This window comes from Streptomyces sp. Tu 3180 (genome assembly GCF_009852415.1).
In the GTDB taxonomy this organism is placed as follows: Bacteria; Actinomycetota; Actinomycetes; order Streptomycetales; family Streptomycetaceae; genus Streptomyces.
The window spans coordinates 5,466,962-5,486,337 of record NZ_WOXS01000002.1 but is presented as its reverse complement, the minus strand read 5'-3'; the positions used below and the strand labels follow the sequence as shown (position 1 = coordinate 5,486,337).

The 19,376-nt window shown below is 71.4% G+C and carries 16 protein-coding genes and 2 tRNA genes; 6 read left to right on the top strand and 12 right to left on the bottom strand.

Annotation, left to right across the window (positions count from 1 at the left end; all coding sequences use genetic code 11):
* Window positions 1-59: 59 nt before the first annotated feature.
* A complete protein-coding gene (gene hisN, locus GL259_RS25755; protein ID WP_159535698.1) occupies window positions 60-860 on the top strand; it encodes a histidinol-phosphatase in 801 nt (266 codons plus the stop codon).
* 182 nt (window positions 861-1,042) lie between these two features.
* Window positions 1,043-1,456: a CBS domain-containing protein gene (locus GL259_RS25750; RefSeq protein ID WP_159535697.1), complete on the top strand. Its 414-nt coding sequence runs from the start codon at window positions 1,043-1,045 to the stop codon at window positions 1,454-1,456.
* 105 nt (window positions 1,457-1,561) lie between these two features.
* Here GL259_RS25750 and GL259_RS25745 read toward each other — a convergent pair whose 3' ends face one another.
* Window positions 1,562-3,013, bottom strand: coding sequence for a catalase (locus GL259_RS25745; protein ID WP_208026522.1), 1,452 nt, complete (start codon window positions 3,011-3,013; stop codon window positions 1,562-1,564).
* 146 nt (window positions 3,014-3,159) lie between these two features.
* Here GL259_RS25745 and GL259_RS25740 point away from each other — a divergent pair, with 146 nt between their 5' ends.
* Window positions 3,160-3,576: a Fur family transcriptional regulator gene (locus GL259_RS25740; RefSeq protein WP_004983642.1), complete on the top strand. Its 417-nt coding sequence runs from the start codon at window positions 3,160-3,162 to the stop codon at window positions 3,574-3,576.
* A gap of 146 nt (window positions 3,577-3,722) precedes the next feature.
* On the opposite strand, the gene GL259_RS25735 is transcribed toward GL259_RS25740, so the two are convergent.
* The 4 genes from GL259_RS25735 to GL259_RS25720 form a co-directional block, all read right to left on the bottom strand.
* Window positions 3,723-3,796 (bottom strand) — tRNA-Met (locus tag GL259_RS25735).
* A 117-nt stretch (window positions 3,797-3,913) separates the two neighbouring features.
* Window positions 3,914-5,731, bottom strand: coding sequence for a tetratricopeptide repeat protein (locus GL259_RS25730; RefSeq protein ID WP_208026521.1), 1,818 nt, complete (start codon window positions 5,729-5,731; stop codon window positions 3,914-3,916).
* A 224-nt stretch (window positions 5,732-5,955) separates the two neighbouring features.
* A tRNA-Met gene (locus GL259_RS25725) sits at window positions 5,956-6,029 on the bottom strand.
* Window positions 6,030-6,084: 55 nt separating this feature from the next.
* Window positions 6,085-9,015, bottom strand: coding sequence for a UPF0182 family protein (locus GL259_RS25720; protein ID WP_243762602.1), 2,931 nt, complete (start codon window positions 9,013-9,015; stop codon window positions 6,085-6,087).
* Window positions 9,016-9,179: 164 nt separating this feature from the next.
* Here GL259_RS25720 and GL259_RS25715 point away from each other — a divergent pair, with 164 nt between their 5' ends.
* Window positions 9,180-9,722 (top strand): PPA1309 family protein, encoded by a 543-nt coding sequence (locus GL259_RS25715; RefSeq protein ID WP_166461556.1) that lies wholly within the window; start codon window positions 9,180-9,182, stop codon window positions 9,720-9,722.
* Between the two features lie 33 nt (window positions 9,723-9,755).
* Here GL259_RS25715 and GL259_RS25710 read toward each other — a convergent pair whose 3' ends face one another.
* From GL259_RS25710 to GL259_RS25700, 3 genes are all read right to left on the bottom strand, one after another.
* Window positions 9,756-10,850, bottom strand: a complete 1,095-nt coding sequence (locus GL259_RS25710; protein ID WP_159535692.1) for a PDZ domain-containing protein — start codon at window positions 10,848-10,850, stop codon at window positions 9,756-9,758.
* Between the two features lie 504 nt (window positions 10,851-11,354).
* Complete coding sequence (locus tag GL259_RS25705; protein ID WP_159535691.1) at window positions 11,355-11,813, bottom strand: molybdenum cofactor biosynthesis protein MoaE; 459 nt, start codon at window positions 11,811-11,813, stop codon at window positions 11,355-11,357.
* A gap of 141 nt (window positions 11,814-11,954) precedes the next feature.
* Window positions 11,955-13,067, bottom strand: coding sequence for an SDR family oxidoreductase (locus GL259_RS25700; protein WP_159535690.1), 1,113 nt, complete (start codon window positions 13,065-13,067; stop codon window positions 11,955-11,957).
* A gap of 192 nt (window positions 13,068-13,259) precedes the next feature.
* On the opposite strand from GL259_RS25700, the gene GL259_RS25695 reads away from it, so the two are divergent.
* Together GL259_RS25695 and GL259_RS25690 are read left to right on the top strand one after the other, a co-directional pair.
* On the top strand, window positions 13,260-14,714 hold the full coding sequence (locus tag GL259_RS25695; RefSeq protein ID WP_159535689.1) for a zinc-dependent metalloprotease: 1,455 nt from the start codon (window positions 13,260-13,262) through the stop codon (window positions 14,712-14,714).
* Window positions 14,711-15,238, top strand: coding sequence for an NUDIX hydrolase (locus GL259_RS25690; protein ID WP_159535688.1), 528 nt, complete (start codon window positions 14,711-14,713; stop codon window positions 15,236-15,238). Before GL259_RS25695 ends, GL259_RS25690 begins: the two co-directional genes overlap by 4 nt.
* A 74-nt stretch (window positions 15,239-15,312) precedes the next feature.
* Here the strand turns inward: GL259_RS25690 and GL259_RS25685 are convergent, their stop codons facing one another.
* The 4 genes from GL259_RS25685 to GL259_RS25670 all read right to left on the bottom strand — a co-directional run bounded on the left by GL259_RS25685 (window position 15,313) and on the right by GL259_RS25670 (window position 19,308).
* Window positions 15,313-16,068, bottom strand: a complete 756-nt coding sequence (locus GL259_RS25685; RefSeq protein WP_159535687.1) for an AIM24 family protein — start codon at window positions 16,066-16,068, stop codon at window positions 15,313-15,315.
* 17 nt (window positions 16,069-16,085) lie between these two features.
* A complete protein-coding gene (locus GL259_RS25680) occupies window positions 16,086-16,766 on the bottom strand; it encodes an AIM24 family protein (RefSeq protein WP_159535686.1) in 681 nt (226 codons plus the stop codon).
* Between the two features lie 12 nt (window positions 16,767-16,778).
* Complete coding sequence (locus GL259_RS25675) at window positions 16,779-18,566, bottom strand: TerD family protein (RefSeq protein ID WP_159535685.1); 1,788 nt, start codon at window positions 18,564-18,566, stop codon at window positions 16,779-16,781.
* Window positions 18,567-18,711: 145 nt separating this feature from the next.
* Window positions 18,712-19,308: a M48 family metallopeptidase gene (locus GL259_RS25670; RefSeq protein ID WP_159535684.1), complete on the bottom strand. Its 597-nt coding sequence runs from the start codon at window positions 19,306-19,308 to the stop codon at window positions 18,712-18,714.
* Window positions 19,309-19,376: the final 68 nt, after the last annotated feature.

Genomic DNA, 19,376 nt, shown 5'->3' with positions numbered 1-19,376 from the left:
TCAAGGGTTCGCGGACCCCCTGTGGTCCCGCCCCCGCCCCGGCGGATACCGTTCGTTTCATGCCCGACTACCTCGACGACCTGCGTCTCGCCCACGTCCTCGCGGACGCCGCCGACGCCGCGACGATGGACCGCTTCAAGGCCCTCGACCTCAAGGTCGAGACCAAACCGGACATGACGCCGGTGAGCGAGGCGGACAGGGCCGCCGAGGAACTCATCCGCGGCCACCTCCAGCGCGCCCGGCCCAGGGACGCGGTCCTCGGCGAGGAGTACGGGGTGGAGGGCACGGGTCCGCGCCGCTGGGTGGTCGATCCCATCGACGGCACGAAGAACTACGTGCGCGGCGTCCCCGTCTGGGCCACCCTGATCGCCCTGATGGAGGCGGGCGAGGGAGGCTTCCAGCCCGTCGTCGGCGTCGTCTCCGCGCCCGCCCTCGGCCGCCGCTGGTGGGCCGCGCGGGGCCACGGCGCCTTCAGCGGGCGCAGCCTGTCCTCGGCCTCCCGGCTGCGGGTCTCCCGCGTCTCCAAGCTCTCCGACGCGTCCTTCGCGTACTCCTCGCTCGGCGGCTGGGAGGAGCAGGGGCGCCTCGACGGCTTCCTCGACCTCACCCGCGAGGTGTGGCGCACGCGCGCGTACGGCGACTTCTGGCCGTACATGATGGTCGCCGAGGGGTCGGTCGACATGTGCGCCGAGCCCGAGCTGTCGCTGTGGGACATGGCCGCCAACGCCATCGTCGTCACCGAGGCCGGAGGCAGTTTCACCGGGCTCGACGGCCGTCCCGGGCCGCACAGCGGCAACGCCGCCGCGTCGAACGGCCTGCTCCACGACGAGCTGCTGGGGTACCTCAACCAGCGTTACTGAGAGCTCCGGGTCCGCGTGCGCGCCGCCGGCCGGCCGCACGCGCCCCCTTGTTGCGCCCCGCTGCGCCTGCCACTCTGGGAGCCCCCCACTTGTGAATTTGTGAAACCGTGAACTAGCGGACGCCGTGTCCGTCAACGGCGCGTCCGCGAGCGTCCGGTTTCCCGAAGGAGGTGGCTCCACCCATGCTCGTCCGTGACGCCATGAGCACCGTGGTCCTCACCATCGGCCCCGCCCACACCCTCCGCCGGGCCGCCGCACTGATGTCCGCCCGCCGCGTGGGCGCGGCCGTGGTCCTCGACCCCGACGGCACCGGCATCGGCATCCTCACCGAGCGGGACGTCCTCAACTCCCTGGGGCTCGGGCAGGACCCGGACACCGAGCGCGCCCACGCCCACACCACCACCGACGTGGTCTTCGCGGCCCCGTCATGGACCCTGGAGGAGGCCGCTGCCGCCATGACCCACGGCGGTTTCCGCCATCTGATCGTCCTGGAGCGCGGCGGGCCCGTCGGCATCGTCTCGGTCCGCGACATCATCCGCTGCTGGGCACCGCCGCGGCAGCCGGGCCGCCACGTGCCGGCGCAGGCGTCGGCATAGGTGCAGGGGCGGGTGCCCCCACCGGCACCGTCGCGGGCACGCGGAACGGGCCGGACCCCCTGAGGGGTCCGGCCCGTGTTTCCGGCAAGCGGTCCAGCGCTGGAATCAGCCGCGCAGGGCCTGGACCGCGGCCTCCAGCCGCTTGCCGAAGTCCTCGTCCGCCTGGCGGAAGTTGTTGATCGCGCGGTCGGCGATGTCGTCGCGCGTGACCCCGGAGATGGCGTTCGCCAGGTTCTTGACCAGGCGCTCCTTCTCCTCCTCCGTCATCAGCCGGTAGAGGTTGCCCGCCTGCACGAAGTCGTTGTCCTCGGCGTGGACGGGCGTGACCGTCTCGCCGGTGACACCGGTCACCGGGATGGGCTGCCACAGCGGACGGTCCGTCTGGGACGGGCCGCCGAAGCTGTTCGGCTCGTAGTTCTTCGCGCCCTTGTGGCGGCCGTCGTAGAGGTAGCCGTCACGGGAGTGGGTGCGCGCCTCGGTGGCGTGCGGACGGTTCACCGGCAGGTGGTCGGCGTTGATGCCGACGCGGTAGCGGTGGGCGTCGCCGTACGCGAAGAGACGGCCCTGGAGCATCTTGTCCGGGGAGGGACCGATGCCCGGCACGAAGTGGGCGGGGCTGAAGATGGACTGCTCGACCTCGGCGAAGATGTTCTCCGGGTTGCGGTTGAGCTCCAGCTTGCCGAACTCGATCAGCGGGTAGTCCGCGTGCGGCCAGACCTTGGTCAGGTCGAACGGGTTGAAGCGGTACGTCGCCGCCTCGGCCGCCGGCATCACCTGGACGTAGACGGTCCAGGACGGGAACTCGCCGCGCTCGATGGCCTCGCGCAGGTCCCGCTGGTGCGAGTCGGGGTCCTTGCCCGCGAGGATCTCGGCCTCCTCGGCGGTCAGGTTCTTGATGCCCTGGTCGGTCTTGAAGTGGTACTTGACCCAGAAGACCTCGCCGGCCTCGTTGTTCCACTGGTAGGTGTGCGAACCGAAGCCGTCCATGTGGCGGTAGGACGCCGGGATGCCGCGGTCACCGAACAGCCAGGTCACCTGGTGCGTCGACTCGGGCGACAGGCCCCAGAAGTCGAAGACGTTGTCCGCCTCCTGCGAGCCCGTGTACGGGTCGCGCTTCTGGGTGTGGATGAAGTCGGGGAACTTGATGGCGTCCCGGATGAAGAACACCGGGGTGTTGTTGCCGACGAGGTCGTAGTTGCCCTCCTCGGTGTAGAACTTCACCGCGAAACCGCGCGGGTCGCGCACGGCGTCCGCGGCGCCCAGGTTGCCGGCCACGGTCGAGAAGCGCAGGAAGACCTCGGTCTCCTTGCCGACCTCGGAGAGGAACTTGGCCCGGGTGTACTTCGTGACGTCGGCGGTGACCTTGAAGGTGCCGTAGGCACCGGCACCACGGGCGTGCACGACGCGCTCCGGGATGCGCTCACGGTTGAAGTGGGCCAGCTTCTCCAGAAGGAGCTGGTCCTGAACGAGCACCGGGCCGCCGACGCCCGCGGTCTCGCTGTTCTGGTTGTCGGCTACCGGAGCACCGGCCTCCGTAGTAAGCGGTCCCTGCGTCACGTGCGCCTCCTGCGTCATTACCGGACCAATCTGTCCCTTGGCCAAAGCCGAGCTCGATCCTACAATGGACAATGTCTAAGTCAAGTGAGACTCCAAAGTCACACCCATTCGGGACCTGGTCCCCCTCTGCTGCTAGGCTGGTGCCTATGAGTGACCTTCTGGAACGGCTCCGCGGACGTGGATGGCGGATGACCGCGCAACGCCGTGTCGTGGCCGAGGTCCTCGACGGCGAACACGTCCACCTGACGGCCGACGAGGTGCACGCCAGGGCTGTCGCGAAGCTGCCCGAGATCTCCCGGGCGACCGTCTACAACACCCTGGGCGAGCTGGTCTCGCTCGGCGAGGTGCTGGAGGTCGCCACGGACAAGCGGGCCAAGCGCTACGACCCCAACGCCCACCGCCCGCACCACCACCTGGTCTGCGCTCAGTGCGGCGCGATCCGCGACGTCCACCCGACCGGCAACCCGCTGGCCGACCTCCCCGACACGGAGCGCTTCGGCTTCACGGTCTCCGACGTGGAAGTGACGTACCGCGGCGTCTGCCCGAACTGCGCGGCGGCGTAGTCGCCCCACACGCGTGAGCGAAAGCCCCGGCACCGATGGGTGCCGGGGCCCTTCGTCGTGCCGTCCGTCGCCGCGGTGAGCGGTTCGATGCACGCTCAATACGCCGAGGGCCGGAACCCTTTCGGGTTCCGGCCCTCGGCCTTCAGTAGCGGGGACAGGATTTGAACCTGCGACCTCTGGGTTATGAGCCCAGCGAGCTACCGAGCTGCTCCACCCCGCGTCGGTGAATGCAACGTTACGTCAAGGATGCGCATGGAAGCAAATCGCTTTCCGCGGACCGCCGCGGCGCGGGCCCGGGGCCGGCGTGCGGCCGCCCCCACCGCACGGGTGCCGCGGGTCAGGCCGACAGCTCCTGGCGCAGGGCGTCACGAAGGCGCGCGGCGCGCTCCGCGACCGCCTCGGGGCCCATGGCCGCCGCGCGGTCGGCCCAGCGCTGGCCCTCGGCGAGCTCGCCCCGCCGCGCGTAGACCAGCGCGAGGCGCAGCGCCGCCCGGCCGTGTCCGGCGTCGGCCGCCCGGGTCCACCAGACCGCCGCCTCCGGCTCGCTGCCCTCCCGGGCCAGCAGCAGGCCCAGGTTGAAGGCGCCGTTGCGGGAGCCGGCCTCGGCCGCCGCGCGGTACCAGCGTGCCGCCTCGACCACGTCACCGCGGGCCGCGGCGAGCATGCCGACGCGCACCTGCGCCCGGCGGTGCCCCTGGGAGGCCGCGCGCTCGTACCACTCCTCGCACTCGCTCCGCCGGTTCACCGGCTCCCCCAGCTCGTGGGCGGGCTCCGGCGGCCTGCGGGCGTCCAGCACCGTCGCCAGGCGGTACGCGGCCTCCGCGCTCCCGCCGCCCGCCGCGCACCGCAGGAACCGCTCCGCCTCGCCCTCGTCGCCGTCCCGCAGCCGCGCCATGCCGACCTGGAGCGCCGCCTCGCAGTGCCCGGCGGCGGCCGCCCGCTCGTACCAGCGCAGCGCGGCCTCCTCCTCGCCCCGGCCGGCGTGCAGGATGCCGAGGTTGAAGGCGGCGTCCACGCTGCCCGCCTCCGCGGCCTTGGAGAACCACGGCTCCGCACCCGTCCGGTCCCCCGCCCTCAGCAGCAGGATCGCCAGCGCGTTCGCCGCCTCGCGGTGACCGGCGTAGGCGGCCCTGCGGTACCACTGCTCGGCCTGCTGGGTGCGGCCCTGCTCGGCGCAGAGCAGCCCGAGGTTGTACGCGCCGTTGTCGTCGCCCGCGTCCATCGCGGCCCGGTACCAGCGCTCGGCGGTCTGGGTCTCGCCCCGCCCGGCGTGCAGCGCGCCCAGCGCGTTGGCGGCGTTGCCGTCGCCGTCCTGCGCGGCCCGCAGCCACCACACGGCGGCGTTCTCCGTGTCCCCCGCGTCGCGCAGCAGGAAGCCGAGTGCGCAGGCGGCCCGGGGCTCGCCGTCCTTGGCGGAGGTCAGGTACCAGCGGCCGGCCTCCTTGAGCTCGCCGCGTCTCTCCAGGATCGCCCCGAGGTGCAGCGCGGCCCTGCGGTGCCCGCGCGCGGCGGCCTGCCGGTACCACTGCTCGGCCTCGTCCACCAGCGGGGCGCCCTCGTCCTCCGTCCCCTGCGCGGCCCTGCGGTCCAGTGCCCGTGCCAGCCGGTACGCGGCCTCCCGGTGCCCCCGCTCGGCGGCGGCCCGCATCCAGCGCTCGGCGCCGGCCGCGTCCCCGCGGTGTTCCAGCAGGTCGGCGAGGGCGTAGGCGCCCAGGGGGTGCCCCTGCTCGGCGGACTGGCGCAGCCAGTACTCGGCGGCGGGCTCGTCGCCGCGCTCCCGGTGGTGACGGCCGAGCGCGTGCGCCGCGGCCGCGGAGCCGGCGACGGCGGCGATCCGCCACCATCCGGCGGCCTCGTCGGCGTAGCCCCGCTGGTGCAGCAGGACGCCCAGGTTGTTGGCGGCGGCGCGGTCGCCCGCGGCGGTGGCGGCACGCAGATGGGGTTCGGCTCCGTCGAGGTCACCGCGGCGCAGCAGCATGGCGCCGAGGACGCTCATCGCCTCGACGTCACCGGCCTCCGCGGCGAGCCTCTGCCGCAGTTCCTCGGCCGCTTCGTCGGCGATTCCCTCCGCCTCGTCGCCGGTTTCCTCCCGGTAGGAGGCCTGCACAAAACGCCCTGTCTCGTACAGAGTTGCCTTGTCCCCCATAACGTCCATCGTCGCACCACCTGCAACCTGGGTACACCCGGTATACCGCAGCCATTGAGGTCACTTCAGCGTTTTGTCGACATGCCCACAGAGAGACAAGTCAAACACAGATCTCCCAACTCCCGTCGGCGGCATGGCCGTCACCTGCCCCGGGCACATGCGTTCGCACATCACAAAGGCCCGGACTCCTTGCGGAATCCGGGCCTTTGCCGTCGCCGACTGCGCGACTTCAGTAGCGGGGACAGGATTTGAACCTGCGACCTCTGGGTTATGAGCCCAGCGAGCTACCGAGCTGCTCCACCCCGCGTCGTTGTGCTGCAACCGTAGCACGACGCGGGGGGAGCCTCCGACCGGCCTGCTCGCTAACTGCTCGGGCTCGCCTCGGGAGCGGGACCGCCGTCCCCGCCGCCGCCCCCTTCGGCCGCCTGGGCCTCCTCAGCCCTGCGCAACGCGTCCTCGAGGTCCTTCTGCGCCTGGCCGTAGGCCTCCCAGTCGTTCTTCCTGAGGGCTTCCTGGCCGGCCTCGAAGGCCTCCTGGGCGTCGTTCAGCGCCTCCTGGACCGTGGGGTTGTCCGACGTCGGCGGTGGCGTCGTGCCCTCGTCCTCGCCGGTGCCCTCGTCCTCGCCCGGTGGCGGCTCGGTGGCCGGACCCTCCGCCCCGAAGACCTTGTCGAGGGCCTGTTCCAGGGTGTCCTCGAAGGCCGTCTGGCCTCCGTAGGTCACCAGCACCTTCCGCAGCAGCGGGTACTTGAGTCCGCCACCGCGGACGTAGACCGGCTCCACGTACAGCAGGCCTCCGTCGAGCGGGACGGCCAGCAGGTTGCCGTACTCGACCTCGGAGTCGCCGCCCCTCAGCAGCCTGATGGACTCGGCGATGTCCTGCTCGGAGTTGAACTGGCTCTGGACCTGTTTGGGGCCCGCGGCCGTCGTGCTCGTCGGCAGTTTCAGGACTCTGATCTTGCCGTAGTCCTCGGTACCGGCCTCGGCGTTGACCGCCATGAAGGCGCTGAGGTTGTCACGGCCGTTCGGGGTGAACGTCGTGGTGAGCGAGAAGACCTGCTCCTGCTGGTCCGGCATCTTCATGCTCAGGTAGTACGGCGGCACCGCGTCGCCCGTCTTGTTGGTCGGGTCGTCCGGCACCTGCCACACCTCGCTGCCGCTGAGGAACGTCGTGGCGTCCTTCACGTGGTAGCGGGTGAGCAGCTCGCGCTGCACCTTGAACAGGTCCTGCGGGTAGCGCAGGTGGGCCATCAGGGAGTCGGAGATCTCGCTCTTCGGCTCCACCGTGTCCGGGAACGCCTTCATCCACGTCTTCAGGACGGGGTCCTGGGTGTCCCACTCGTAGAGCTTGACCTCGCCGCTGTACGCGTCGACCGTCGCCTTCACCGAGTTGCGGATGTAGTTGACCTGGTTCTGCTGGGCCACCACCGCGCGCTGGTCGTTGGTGGCGGTCAGCGAGTCGGCCGTGGTGTCGCCGAGGGTCGTCCGCGACGAGTACGGGTAGCCGTTGGTGGTCGTGTAGGCGTCGACGATCCACTGGATCCGGCCGTCCACCACCGCCGGGTAGGCGTCGCCGTCGATGGTCAGCCACGGGGCGATCGCCTCGACGCGCTCCTTGGGCGTGCGGTTGTACAGGATCCGCGAACCCTCGCCGATCGCGCCGGAGTACAGGATCTGCGGCTCGCTGAACGCGACCGCGTACGCGGCCCGGTTGACCGGGTTGGCCAGGTTGACCCCGCTGTCGCCCCGGTAGCTGTACGTCTTCTCGCCGCTGTCGTCGGAGTAGTCGATCTCCTTCTGGGGACCGCCGACGATCGAGTACGTGGTCGTCCGCTCGCCGTAGTAGACGCGCTGCTCGTACGTCCCGAGGTCGCCCTTGGACGGCAGGTCGGACTCGGTGAACTTCGGACGGCCGCCGGAGTCGGCGCTGGTGCCCTCGGCGGCGACGACACCGTATCCGTGCGTGTACCGGAAGTGGTCGTTGATCCAGTTCCGCTTGGGGATGCCGTTGAGGTTCAGCTCGCGCAGACCGATGACGGTGTCCTGGTCCTTGCCGTCCTTGCTGTACCGGTCGACGTCCAGGTTGGTCGGGAACGCGTAGTAGTTCCTGATCTGCTGGAGCTGCTGGAACGTCGGCGAGACGATGTTCGGGTCCATGATCCGGATGCTCGCCGTGCCGGCGACGTCGTCCCGCAGCTGGGTCTTGTCCTCGGTCTGGCTCGTGCCCGGGTAGTCGGTGACCTTGGAGTCGTCGATGCCGTAGGCCTCACGCGTGGCCTTGAGGTTCTTCTCGACGTACGGCGCCTCCTTGGCCTGCTCGTTCGGCTGGACCTGGAACTTCTGCACGATCGCCGGGTACAGGCCGCCGATCAGGATCGCCGACAGCACCATCAGGCCGAAGCCGATCACGGGCAGCTGCCAGGTGCGCCGCCACAGGGTGGCGAAGAACAGCAGCGCGCAGATCACGGCGATGCAGAACAGGATCGTCTTGGCCGGCAGGTAGGCGTTGGCGTCGACGTACCTGAGGCCCGTCCAGCTGTCGGTGGCCTTGAAGTCGCTGGACTTGACCGCCAGTCCGTACCGGTCGAGCCAGTACGCGACCGCCTTCAGCGCGACGAAGACGCCGAGGACCACCGACAGGTGTCCGGTGGCCGCGGCGGTGGCGCGCGCGCCCGGGCTGGTGACGCGCAGCCCGCCGTACAGGTAGTGGGTGAGCGCGGCGGCGATCAGCGACAGGATCGTGGCCGCGAAGCCGAAGCCCAGCAGGAACCGGTACCAGGGCAGGTCGAAGGCGTAGAAGGAGACGTCGAGCTTGAACTGCGGGTCCTTCTGGCCGAAGGGCACGCCGTTGACCCACATCAGCCAGGTCCGCCACTGGCTCGAGGCCGAGGCGCCCGCGATCAGGCCCACCAGCGCGGTGATGCCGAGCAGCAGCCACTTCTTGTACGGGGCGATGCCCATCCGGTACCGGTCGAGGTTCTGCTGCTCCATCGACATGGCGCTCAGCGGCGGCCGCATCCGGTGTGCCAGCCAGATGTTGAAGCCGACGGCGAGGGCCATCAGCAGACCGAAGACGAAGAAGAGTCCGATCTTGGTCCACAGGGTCGTCGTGAACACCGACGAGTAGTCGACCGAGCGATACCACAGCCAGTCGGTCCAGAAGCCCGCGAACATGGTGAACACCATGCCGAGGACGGCCAGGACGCCCAGTGTCATGAGCAGGGTCCGGACCCGCCGGGACGGGCGGCCCACTCTGATCCGTGGCCCTGTCGGGCCTCCGCCGCGGTCCGGCATCTGGAAAGCCAAGGTAGGCACCTCGAAGTTCGCTGTTGATTCGTCAGGCCCGCGTTTTCCGTGGACCGGGTGCGGCCCCCGTGATCGCGGGCCCCCACCTATGCAACTTACTCACCCTTTACTCGGTTCCCGATTCCGGCCAGGAACGAGAGAGGATTGTGACCATGTCCAACACACCCATGGCGGCGAACCCGCTCACCCGGGCCGTGCTCGAGATCGACGAGTACGTCTCCGGCCTCGGCTGGGACCGGCCCGCCCGTCTCTTCGCCCTCGTAGACACTGCCCGGCTTCGGGCCGAACAGCCCTCTCTCGCGGACCGGCTCGGTCTGGACGTCGAGCAGGAGACGACCGCTCTCACCCCGATCGAGCAGGACGAGATTCCAACGGGCAAGCCGCTGGATGAGTTCCTGGGCACCATCGCGTGGCCCGACGCGGTGGCCGGCTGCGCCCTGACCGTGGAGCGGCTGATGCTGCCGCCGTCCGCGGAGGCCCAGGTCCCGGAGGACATGGACGAGGCCGCGCTGACGAAGTGGGTGGCCGCGCACCCGGAGCGCCAGGAGGTCCGCATGACGGTCGCGGTGCTGCGCGACGGCACCCGCGAGTCGGCCCTCCGGCTGCGCGAGAAGGACTCCCCCACCGAGGTCCTCACCGGTTCCGAACTGGTGCCGGGCCTGGCCGAGGCCCTGGCGGCGACGTTCGAGGAGTAGCCCGAGGAGCGGCCGTCCCGGTCGGCGGGCCGCTCAGGAGGCCGTGCACCTCGGCAGGCCGGCGGTGTCGCCGGAGCGGATGTCCGCCAGGGCGTCCAGGGCGTCGTCGATGGTGTTCACCTTCACCAGGGTGAGTCCCTCGGGGGTGTCCTTGGCGGCCGCCGCGCAGTTGTCGGCGGGCGTGAGGAAGTACTGGGCGCCCTTGGCGCGCGCGCCGACCGTCTTCATCTCGATCCCGCCGATCGGCCCGACCTCGCCGTCGTCGTCGATCGTGCCGGTGCCGGCGACGAACCTGCCGCCGGTCAGGCTGCCCGGGGTGAGCTTGTCGTAGATGCCGAGGGCGAACATCAGGCCCGCGCTCGGCCCGCCGACGTCGGCGAGCTTGATGTCGATGGTGAACGGGAAGGTGTGGTCGGTCCCGGCGGAGATCCCGACGACGGCCCGCTTCTCACCGGCGTCGTCGGACGTCGCGGTGGTGATCGTGACCTTCTCGGTCCTCGTCACCGTCCGGTTCTCCTTCTCGGCCGCGGCCTGCTCCTTGGCGGGCACGATCGTGAAGACGACGTCCTGGCCGGGCTCGTGCCTGGTCACCAGTTCGGCGACGTCGGCCGGCTCCTCCACCGCCTTGCCGTCCACGGCCTTGATCACGTCACCCGCGTGCAGCTTGCCCTCGGACGGGGAGCCCTTGACGACCGTCGAGACGATCACCCAGGACCTCACCGGGACGTCGAGCTCCTTCAGGGCCGCGACCTTGGCGCTCTCCTGGGACTGGCTGAACTCCTCGGCGTTCTCCTGGGTGGACTCCTCCTCCGTCTTGCCGTCCGGGTAGAGGGTGTCGTGCGGCACGACCTTGTTGTCGTGCGCGAGCCACCCGTAGACGGCCTCGACGAGGTTCATCCGGTAGTCGGCGCTGGTGACCCGCACCGTGGTCATGTTGAGGTGACCGTCCGTCGGGTAGGTCCTGCGCCCGGAGATCTGCAGCACCGGCTCGCCGTCGTGCTCGCCCAGCGTGTTCACCGTCGGCCCCGGGGACATCTCCGCATACGGCACGGGGATGAACACTCCCACGCACAGGAGCGCGATCAGCATCAGGGTGGAGGCGAGCATCGTCGCAGTGCGGCGTGGCATGCCTCGACAGTACGGGACGTGTCTGTCAGCGCACCGTCAGGGCCGCCCGGACGGGCGGCCCTGCTCGCTTCGACTGCTCTGACCTGCTGTTTTCCGGTCGTCAGCTACCCGACCGTGGCCTTTCCATGGCCTCGCGGAAGCGGGCGTAACCGATGAGCTCGGGTCCGTCGCTCCGCACCTTGCGGGTCCGGTTGGCCCAACTGCCCCACAGTCCCGCGCCTATCGCAGCCACAAGCGGAATCAGCAACCAGGCAAGCGCCGCCATGCCGACCTCCCAACCCCAATGAGCGTCCGCAACTGACTGATCAGCAGATTAACCATCCGCAGTGACAACGCTCACGCCAGGGGTGCGGTTACGCAACCGGAGTCCCAGCAGGTCCCACCCGTCACTTGGCCACCACCCGCCGACGGCGCTGCACGTCGACCCCGCCACTACCCCTCAACGACGGCGCTACACGCCGACCCGCCCACCCGTCACCCGGCCACCACCCCCCGACGACGGCGCTACACGCCGACCCATTCCTCGGTGCCGTCCGAGAACCTCTGGTGCTTCCAGATGGGCACCTCACGCTTGAGGTCGTCGATCAGCTTCCGGCACGCCTCGAAGGCCTCGCCCCGGTGCGGGCACGACACGCCGACGACGACGGCCAGGTCCCCGACCCTGAGGTCTCCCACCCGGTGCACGGCGGCCAGCGCCCGCACGGGGTACTCGGCGACCACCTTCTCGGCGATCCGCCGCATCTCGGCCTCGGCGCCGGGGTGGGACGAATAGCCGAGCTCGTCGACGTCGGTGCCGCCGTCGTGGTTGCGCACGGTCCCCACGAACAGCGCCGTCCCGCCGGCCGCGTCGTCCCCGACCGCCCGGAAGACCTCGTCCACCGACAGCGGTGTGTCGCGGATCCCGATCAGCTTGATCGGATCCTGCGCCGCCTGCTCACCCGGATGATCGTGCGTGGATGCCATGCCCCCATCGTGCCGCACGCCGACGACGACGCGGAATAGCGTTATCACCCGGCCCCCGCGCGTGCCGGTTCGGACACTCCTACAGGACACTCCCGCAGGAGGCGCGGCGGGCCCCGGCCGGGGAAGCCCGGGCTCCCGCGTTCAGATCCGCCGCCGGGCCTTCCGCGCCCGCCGCACCACCGCCGCCGCACCCAGCAGGGCCACCGTCGCGCCCGCGGCACCCGCCGCCGTCGCGTCCTTGCGCCCCAGCCGCCGGCCGGCGACCGTGTGCCTGCCGGAGACCTCCTCCAGCAGCTCCGCGAGCACCTCCTCGTTGGTGTACGCGGGCCGCCACCCGGCGTCGTGCAGCCGGCTCCCGCTCACCACCCAGGGGTACATCGTGTACGCCAGGTCCCCGGCCGGGGACGGGGTCAGCCCGATCCGGTGCAGCCGGGCCGCCGCGCCCAGCGCCACCGCCGACGGCAGCTCCATCCGGCGGATCCCGCTGAGCTCCTCGACCTCCTCCTGCTCCAGCCACCCGTCGCAGCCGACGGCCAGCTCGCCGTCGACCTTCTCCAGCACGGCGTACTCCAGGGCGCTGCACAGATCGTCGACGTGGCAGAACTGCCACGCGGGCCGCGACCCGGTCACCACGAGCAGCCGAGGCGACTCGAAGTACCTGGTCAGCGCGGTGTCGGTGCCTCCCACCAGGACGGCGGGGCGGACGACGGTGACGTTGAGCCCGGGATGCGCCCGCGGCGCCCGGCGCGCGAGCCGCTCGATCTCGAGGAGGTCGCCGACGCCCGTGGCCTCCGCGGTGGCCCGCAGCTCCGCGTCCTCGGACAGCGGCAGCTCGTTGTCGGGCAGCGCCCCGTAGACCATCGTCGAGGTGCACAGCACCACCCGGTGCACCCCGGCGGCCGCGGCGGCCGTCAGGACGGTCTGCGTCCCCCGTACGTTGTAGGCCGTACGGGCGGCGGCATCGGTCTCCAGATCGAGGTCGAGCGCCAGGTGCACCACCACGTCGGCCCCGCGCAGCTTGTCCGCGATCGCCGGGTCCCGTACGTCCAGGATGTGCCACCGGGCCTCGGCGCACTCGCCCCGGCGTTCGTCGATGGCGACGACCTGCTTGATCTCCTCCGAGGCGGCGAGCCGCCCGGTGAGCAGCGCGCCGACGCCGGACGCGGCACCGGTGACCGCGACGACGGGCCCGCGCGCCGCGGGACTGCTTGACTTGTTTCGCGCTGCGCGAACCTGCGGATCTGGGGAACTCACCGGGCGTCTCCAGCGGTTGTCTTCTGTACGGGCGCAAGTGACGCGTACGTACCAGGTGGCATCCATCCTGCCGCAGGCCTCCTGTCGGCGAAGCACCGAGGCCCGAACCGCTTCAGGTGTCTACGCTGGGTGGTGTTGTCGGGCAGCCGTGCCGCCGGAAAGAACCGGCGGCCCTACCAGCCGAGGAATCCCGTGAGTGACACCCCATTCGGATTCGGCCTTCCGCCGGAGGAGCCGGACGACGGCGACGAGGGCAAGAAGAAGGACCCGCAGAGCGGCGGTGGTCAGGGCCCGGCCAACCCGTTCGGTTTCGGCATGCCCGGAGCCGGAGGCTTTGGCGGCCCGGGCGCGGACAATCCGTTCGCCGCGATGTTCGGGTCGCTGAACCCCACCGACCTGGGCGCCGCGTTCCAGCAGCTCGGCCAGATGCTCTCCTACGAGGGCGGCCCGGTGAACTGGGACATGGCCAAGCAGATCGCACGACAGACCGTCTCCCAGGGCACCGCGAGCGGCTCGAAGGACGCGAGCGTGGGCCCCGCCGACCGCAAGGCCGTCGAGGACGCCGTCCGCCTGGCCGACCTGTGGCTGGACGACGCCACCTCCCTGCCGTCGGGCGCGCACTCCGCCGTGGCCTGGAGCCGCGCGGAGTGGGTCGAGGCGACCCTCCCGGCCTGGCGGGAACTGGTCGACCCGGTCGCCGAGCGCGTCGGGAACGCCATGGGCGACGTCCTGCCGGAGGAGATGCAGGCCATGGCCGGCCCGCTGATCGGCATGATGCGCTCCATGGGCGGCGCCATGTTCGGCACGCAGATCGGGCAGGCCGTCGGCGTGCTGGCCGGTGAGGTCGTCGGCTCGTCCGACATCGGCCTGCCCCTCGGGCCGGCCGGCCGGGCGGCCCTGCTTCCGCTGAACGTCGAGACGTTCGGCAAGGACCTGGGCGTGCCGCAGGAGGAGGTGCGGCTGTACCTCGCCCTGCGCGAGGCCGCCCACCAGCGCCTGTTCGCGCACGTCCCGTGGCTGCGCTCGCACCTGTTCGGCGCGGTCGACGGCTACGCGCGCGGGATCAAGGTCGACACGGCCAAGCTGGAGGACGTGGTCGGCCAGTTCGACCCGCAGAACCCCGAGCAGCTGCAGGAGGCCCTCCAGCAGGGCATGTTCCAGCCGGAGGACACGCCGGAGCAGAAGGCCGCCCTGGCCCGTCTGGAGACGGCGCTGGCGCTCGTCGAGGGCTGGGTGGACGCGGTGGTGCACGCAGCGGCGAAGCCCCGGCTGTCGTCGGCCGACGCGCTGCGCGAGACGCTGCGCCGCCGCCGTGCCTCGGGCGGCCCGGCGGAGCAGACGTTCGCCACGCTGATCGGTCTGGAGCTGCGCCCGCGCCGGCTGCGTGACGCCTCGCGCCTGTGGGCCTCGCTCACCGACGCGCGCGGCGTCGACGGCCGGGACGCCCTGTGGGCCCACCCGGACATGCTGCCCACGGCCACCGACCTGGACGATCCGGACGGTTTCGTGCACCGCGAGCAGATCGACTTCTCCGAGCTGGACAAGATGCTCGGCGAGGCGGCCGGCAAGCCCGACCTCAGGAAGAAGGACCAGGGCGAGGCCGAGGGCCCGGGCGGCGGCAAGGGCGAGGGCGACGGCGCCGAGTGAGCCTGCACGACGACGCGGTCCTCGTGCTCAAGGGGTACGAGGACCAGCCCGCACTGCGCCAGGCCTATCTGGACCACCTCGCGGCGCATCCGGACGGCATGTGGAAGGCCTGCCAGGCGGGCCACGTCACGGCGAGCGCCCTGGTGGTCGATCCGGAGCGCGGCCGGGTGCTGCTCACCCTGCACAGGAAGCTGCGCATGTGGCTGCAGATGGGCGGGCACTGCGAGCCGGGTGACGCCTCGCTCGCGGCGGCGGCCCTGCGGGAGGCCACGGAGGAGTCCGGCATCGCGGGCCTGACGCTCCTCGCGGGCGGGCCGGTGCGCCTGGACCGGCATCCGATCCCGCCGCCCTGCCACTGCCACCTCGACGTCCAGTACGCGGCCCTGGCCGCGCCGGACGCCGCGCACGCGATCAGCGACGAGTCCCTCGACCTGCGCTGGTTCCCGTACGACGAGGTCGCGGACGTGGCCGACGCGTCGGTCCTGCGTCTGGTCGAGGCGACCCGGAGGAGACTGGGCGTCTGACGCCCTCGCGAGGACACACGTGCAGGGGGCGACCGCCGTGGCGGTCGCCCCCTGCACGTGTCGTCGCCGGCCGGTCAGCTCCAGGCGTTGCCCTGGTTCTGGCCGCGGGCGCCCTGCTGTCCCGCGCCGTACTGCGCGGCGAAACCCGAGCCGATCTGGGCGTTCTGCGGCGGCAGCAGTTCGCTGGGCTGGACGAGCGCGAAGCCGCTGCCCATGAAGCTGAGCTCCCAGCCCTCACCGGTGTTGCCGCGCCGGCGCCACACCCCGGAGGAGTGCGTCTGGGCCTGCATCTGCACACGCAGCGCGGTGGACCAGGCGACGATCGCGTCGGCGTCGCAGTTGACGTACTTGTCCGGCGTCACCTGCATCAGCAGGGGCATGCCCGAGGTCATCAGGGCGACCTTGCCCCGGCCGGTGATGTTGAGCTGGTACTTCCCGGATCCCGAGATGCCGTACAGGCTGTCGACGGCGATGACCTCGTGGTGCAGCGAGGAGTCCATCGCGAGCACGTAGCTGCTGTCGACCGTCAGCCCGTCCTGGTCCACCTCCATGACGTGGATGTGCTGGGCGAGATTGGCGAGGTAGACCGTGCCCTGTCCGTGGCAGCGCATGAGGTCGAGTCCCTCGCCGGTCTGCGCCCGCGCGCGCGACTGGCTGCTGCTCTGGAACTCGGCGTCGAACTCGACGAGGCCCTGGTAGGCGACCATGGTGCCCTTGCGGGCGAGGACGTCGTCGTGGCCCTCCAGCGCGACGCGGAGCATCTGCTTGTTCTGCAGGCTCCAGCGCTCCTGGGTCTGCTGGTCGTTGTGGGCGAAAAGCGGGCTCTGCATGGTGTGGTTGCTCCCCCTCAGCCCCGGACCCGGAGACGGTCGGTGCTGTCCTCACTGGGCTGGACGACGACGATGCCCTGACCGGAGAAGGCCATCTGGTAGGCCTCCCCGCTGCCGCGGCCGATCAGCGACTGGGCCCGGAAGCTGCGCTTGCCCTTCACCTTGAGGTTCGGGGACCAGGCGACGAGTGCGTCCGGGTCGACGTAGGTCTCGTCCTCGCCGCCGCCGCAGTCGACGACGATCGGCTTGCCCCGGGAGGTCAGCGCGACCCAGCCCTGACCGGAGATCCTGGTGTTCCACAGGCCCTGGCCGGCGAACTTCGCCAGGCCCTTGACCCGCTCCACGCCCCACGTCAGGTGGGCGTCGAAGGCGAGCAGGTTGGTGGCGTTGACGGAGATGCCGTCGCCGTTGAGGTTGATCACGACGACGTTGGCGCCGTAGTCGGCGAGGTAGAGCAGGCCGTCGCCGGAGCACTTCATCAGGGGCGCGCCCTCACCGGTCAGCCAGTCCTTGGCGATCTGGCGGACGGCCGGCGGGTTGGGCTCGTACTGGACGAACCCCTCGTAGGCGACCATGGACCCCACGCGCGCGAGGAGGTCGTTGCCGGTCTGCATGGCGACCTTCAGCATGTGGTTGCCGTGGTTCTCCATGCGGGCGGTGACGGGGGCGGGGGCGAAGCCCGCGAGTGGCTGGTTCATGACGGGCTCCCCTTAGATCTCGTACGGCTGGACGACGATGAAGTTGCCGGGTGCGCCCCGGAACTGGAGGTTGACGCTCTCCCCCGTGTCGCCGGGGTAGGAGTTGCGGCGCATCCGCACCTGGCTGGAGACGACCACCTGGGAGGCGGCCGACCAGGCGACCACCGCGTTGCAGTCGGCGAACGTCGTGGGCGTGACCGGCAGCACCACGGGCACGCCGTGCGTCTTCACGACGACGGTGCCGGTCCCCTGGAACTGCATCGTGAACAGCGCGCCCCCGGGGATGCCGTGCCCCTCGATGCGGCGGACCTCGTACTGCAGGCTCTCGTCGAAGGCGAGAACGTTCTCGGCGGAGACGCACACGGCGTCGCCCTGGAGCTCGATCGGGTGCAGCATCGTGGAGTTCTCGGCGAAGAACACCTGGCCCTGGCCGGTGCAGCGCATCAGCTGCATCTCCTGGCCGGTGGCGTTGCCCACGATGCGGCCGGTGAAGCCGGCGCCCTTGTAGCTGAAGTCGACCTTGCCCTGGTAGAGCACCATGCTGCCCTGGCGGGCCAGCACGGGCTGTCCGCCGATCCCGAGGTCGGCGCGGACGAGCTTCTTGTTCTGCTGCGTCCAGCGCTGCCCGGTGGGCGTCTCCTTGAACTGCTGGAGCGCGCCGAGCACGCCCGGAGCCTGCGGGGCGCCCTGCGGAACACCCTGCGGCGCCCCGTAGGGGGCCTGCTGTCCCGGGATCTGGCCGGGCGGGGGCTGCTGGCCGTAGCCCGGGGCAGGCGTCGGCTGGCCGTAGCCGGGAGGGGGCGTCGGCTGGCCGTATCCCGGAGGGGGCGTCGGCTGGCCGTAGCCGGGCGGCGGCGCGGGGGCGTGGGGCGCCTGCGGCTGGGCGGCGTAGCCCGGGGGCGGCGGGGCGCTCTGTCCCGGAACGGGCTGACCGTACGGCGGCTGCTGGCCCGGCTGGCCGTAGGGCGCGGGGGCCGGAGCCGGAGGCGGCACCGGGGAGCCGCCGGGCGGAGTGTGCACGGGCGCGACGATGGTCGGCGCGGTGTGCACCGGCGGCGCCGAGGGCGCGGGGGCCGGCGGCGGGGTGGCACCCGGCGGGGGCGCGAAGCCCTGCGCGGCAGGCTGGGGGGCGGGAGCCGGAGCCGGGGCGGGGGCGGGGGCGGAGCCCGCACCGGGCACTCCGAACGCGGGCGGCGCGGCGCTCTGGGCGGGCGGCGCGAAACCGGGCGCGGCCGCGCCCGCCTGCGGCTGCTGCGGGGCGGCCGGCTCGTCCTCGGCCACCTCGCCGCCGAAGTTCCTCAGCAGCGCGTCGAGCCCGCCGTCGAAACCCTGCCCGACGGCGGCGAACCGCCACACGTCCTTGACGTAGAAGTCGCCGAGCATCACGGCCCGCTCGGTGGAGAACTCCGAGCCGTCGAAGGGGTACCGGGCCACTTCCTCGCCGCCCGCGACGATGCGGATGTATCCGGGACCGATCTGTGACATCTGGCCGGCGCCGTCGACGGTCGCCGTGAAGGACAGCTTCTTGATCTGCTGCGGGATCCGGTCCAGCGTCACGCGGAAGGACTCCGTGTCGCCCGCCTGCGCGCCCAGGAGCTGGATGGACTCCTCGGGGGACTTCGGCTGGTTGTAGAAGATGAAGTAACGGTCGTCCGAGAGCCGCTCGTCGGCGTCGAGACCGAAGCAGCTGATGTCGAAGGTCAGCCCGGGCCCGGAGATCTGCACGCCTACGTACAGATCCGTGCCCGCCGTGAGGTCACTGATCCTGGCCTTGTGGCCGCGTTGGAATTCCCTGGCCATGCGTACGACCGTCCCCCATCCCGAATGTGAGTGCGTCGCGCCAGGCTAACGGCAAACTCCGGCACCGGAAGCAGCCGGTGCGGGCAGTCGGTACAGACCCGGTACACAACGCGCGCGGCCCCGCGGCGCGCGCCGCGGGCGGGGCTCACTCGTCGCGGACGGCCGGCGCGTGGGGCAGCCGCTCGGCCGCGACCACTCCCTCGAGGTAGCCCCTGGCCCGCTCGGTCCTCGGGTACGCCTCCAGCAGCCGCCAGAAGCGGGGCCCGTGCCCGGGCACCAGCAGGTGCGCCAGTTCGTGGCACAGGACGTAGTCGACGACGTACTCGGGCATCCCCCGCAGCCGGTGCGACAGGCGGATGCTGCCGTCGGAGGGGGTGCACGAGCCCCAGCGCGTGTTCTGGTTGGTCACCCAGCGCACCGACGAGGGACGGGCCCGCCCCTCGAGGTACTGGGCGGACAGGTACCGGGCGCGCTCGGCCAGCTCGGTGTCGCCGAGCGCCCGCCGGCTCTCCTGGGCGGCCAGCTTGTCGAGCATGACGGTCACCCAGCGCTGCTCCTCCGCCTCGGACATCCGGGCGGGGATGAGCACGACGGTGCGATCGCCCTCGCGGTACGCGGAGACCGTTCTGCGGCGGCGGGCGCTCCTGCGGACCTCGATCGCGCTCGCCCGTGAGCCGTTCGCCGGCTGGCTCGTCGTGCTGCGCTGTGGCTTTCCGGCGCGGTGCAGTGGGTCGGCGGGCACGCCCCGACGGTACCGGTTGTACAGGGGGAAGTCCCGGCTCCGGGACCGTTCGACGATGATCCTCCCAC

What these genes read in the sequence shown, in the direction of transcription:
- GL259_RS25675 (WP_159535685.1), bottom strand. Translation starts at nt 18,566, where the DNA reads ATGGCCAGGGAATTCCAACGCGGCCACAAGGCCAGGATCAGTGACCTC.
- hisN (WP_159535698.1), top strand. Translation starts at nt 60, where the DNA reads ATGCCCGACTACCTCGACGACCTGCGTCTCGCCCACGTCCTCGCGGAC.
- GL259_RS25720 (WP_243762602.1), bottom strand. Translation starts at nt 9,015, where the DNA reads ATGCCGGACCGCGGCGGAGGCCCGACAGGGCCACGGATCAGAGTGGGC.
- GL259_RS25715 (WP_166461556.1), top strand. Translation starts at nt 9,180, where the DNA reads ATGTCCAACACACCCATGGCGGCGAACCCGCTCACCCGGGCCGTGCTC.
- GL259_RS25705 (WP_159535691.1), bottom strand. Translation starts at nt 11,813, where the DNA reads ATGGCATCCACGCACGATCATCCGGGTGAGCAGGCGGCGCAGGATCCG.
- GL259_RS25685 (WP_159535687.1), bottom strand. Translation starts at nt 16,068, where the DNA reads ATGCAGAGCCCGCTTTTCGCCCACAACGACCAGCAGACCCAGGAGCGC.
- GL259_RS25680 (WP_159535686.1), bottom strand. Translation starts at nt 16,766, where the DNA reads ATGAACCAGCCACTCGCGGGCTTCGCCCCCGCCCCCGTCACCGCCCGC.
- GL259_RS25730 (WP_208026521.1), bottom strand. Translation starts at nt 5,731, where the DNA reads ATGGACGTTATGGGGGACAAGGCAACTCTGTACGAGACAGGGCGTTTT.
- GL259_RS25740 (WP_004983642.1), top strand. Translation starts at nt 3,160, where the DNA reads ATGAGTGACCTTCTGGAACGGCTCCGCGGACGTGGATGGCGGATGACC.
- GL259_RS25750 (WP_159535697.1), top strand. Translation starts at nt 1,043, where the DNA reads ATGCTCGTCCGTGACGCCATGAGCACCGTGGTCCTCACCATCGGCCCC.
- GL259_RS25710 (WP_159535692.1), bottom strand. Translation starts at nt 10,850, where the DNA reads ATGCCACGCCGCACTGCGACGATGCTCGCCTCCACCCTGATGCTGATC.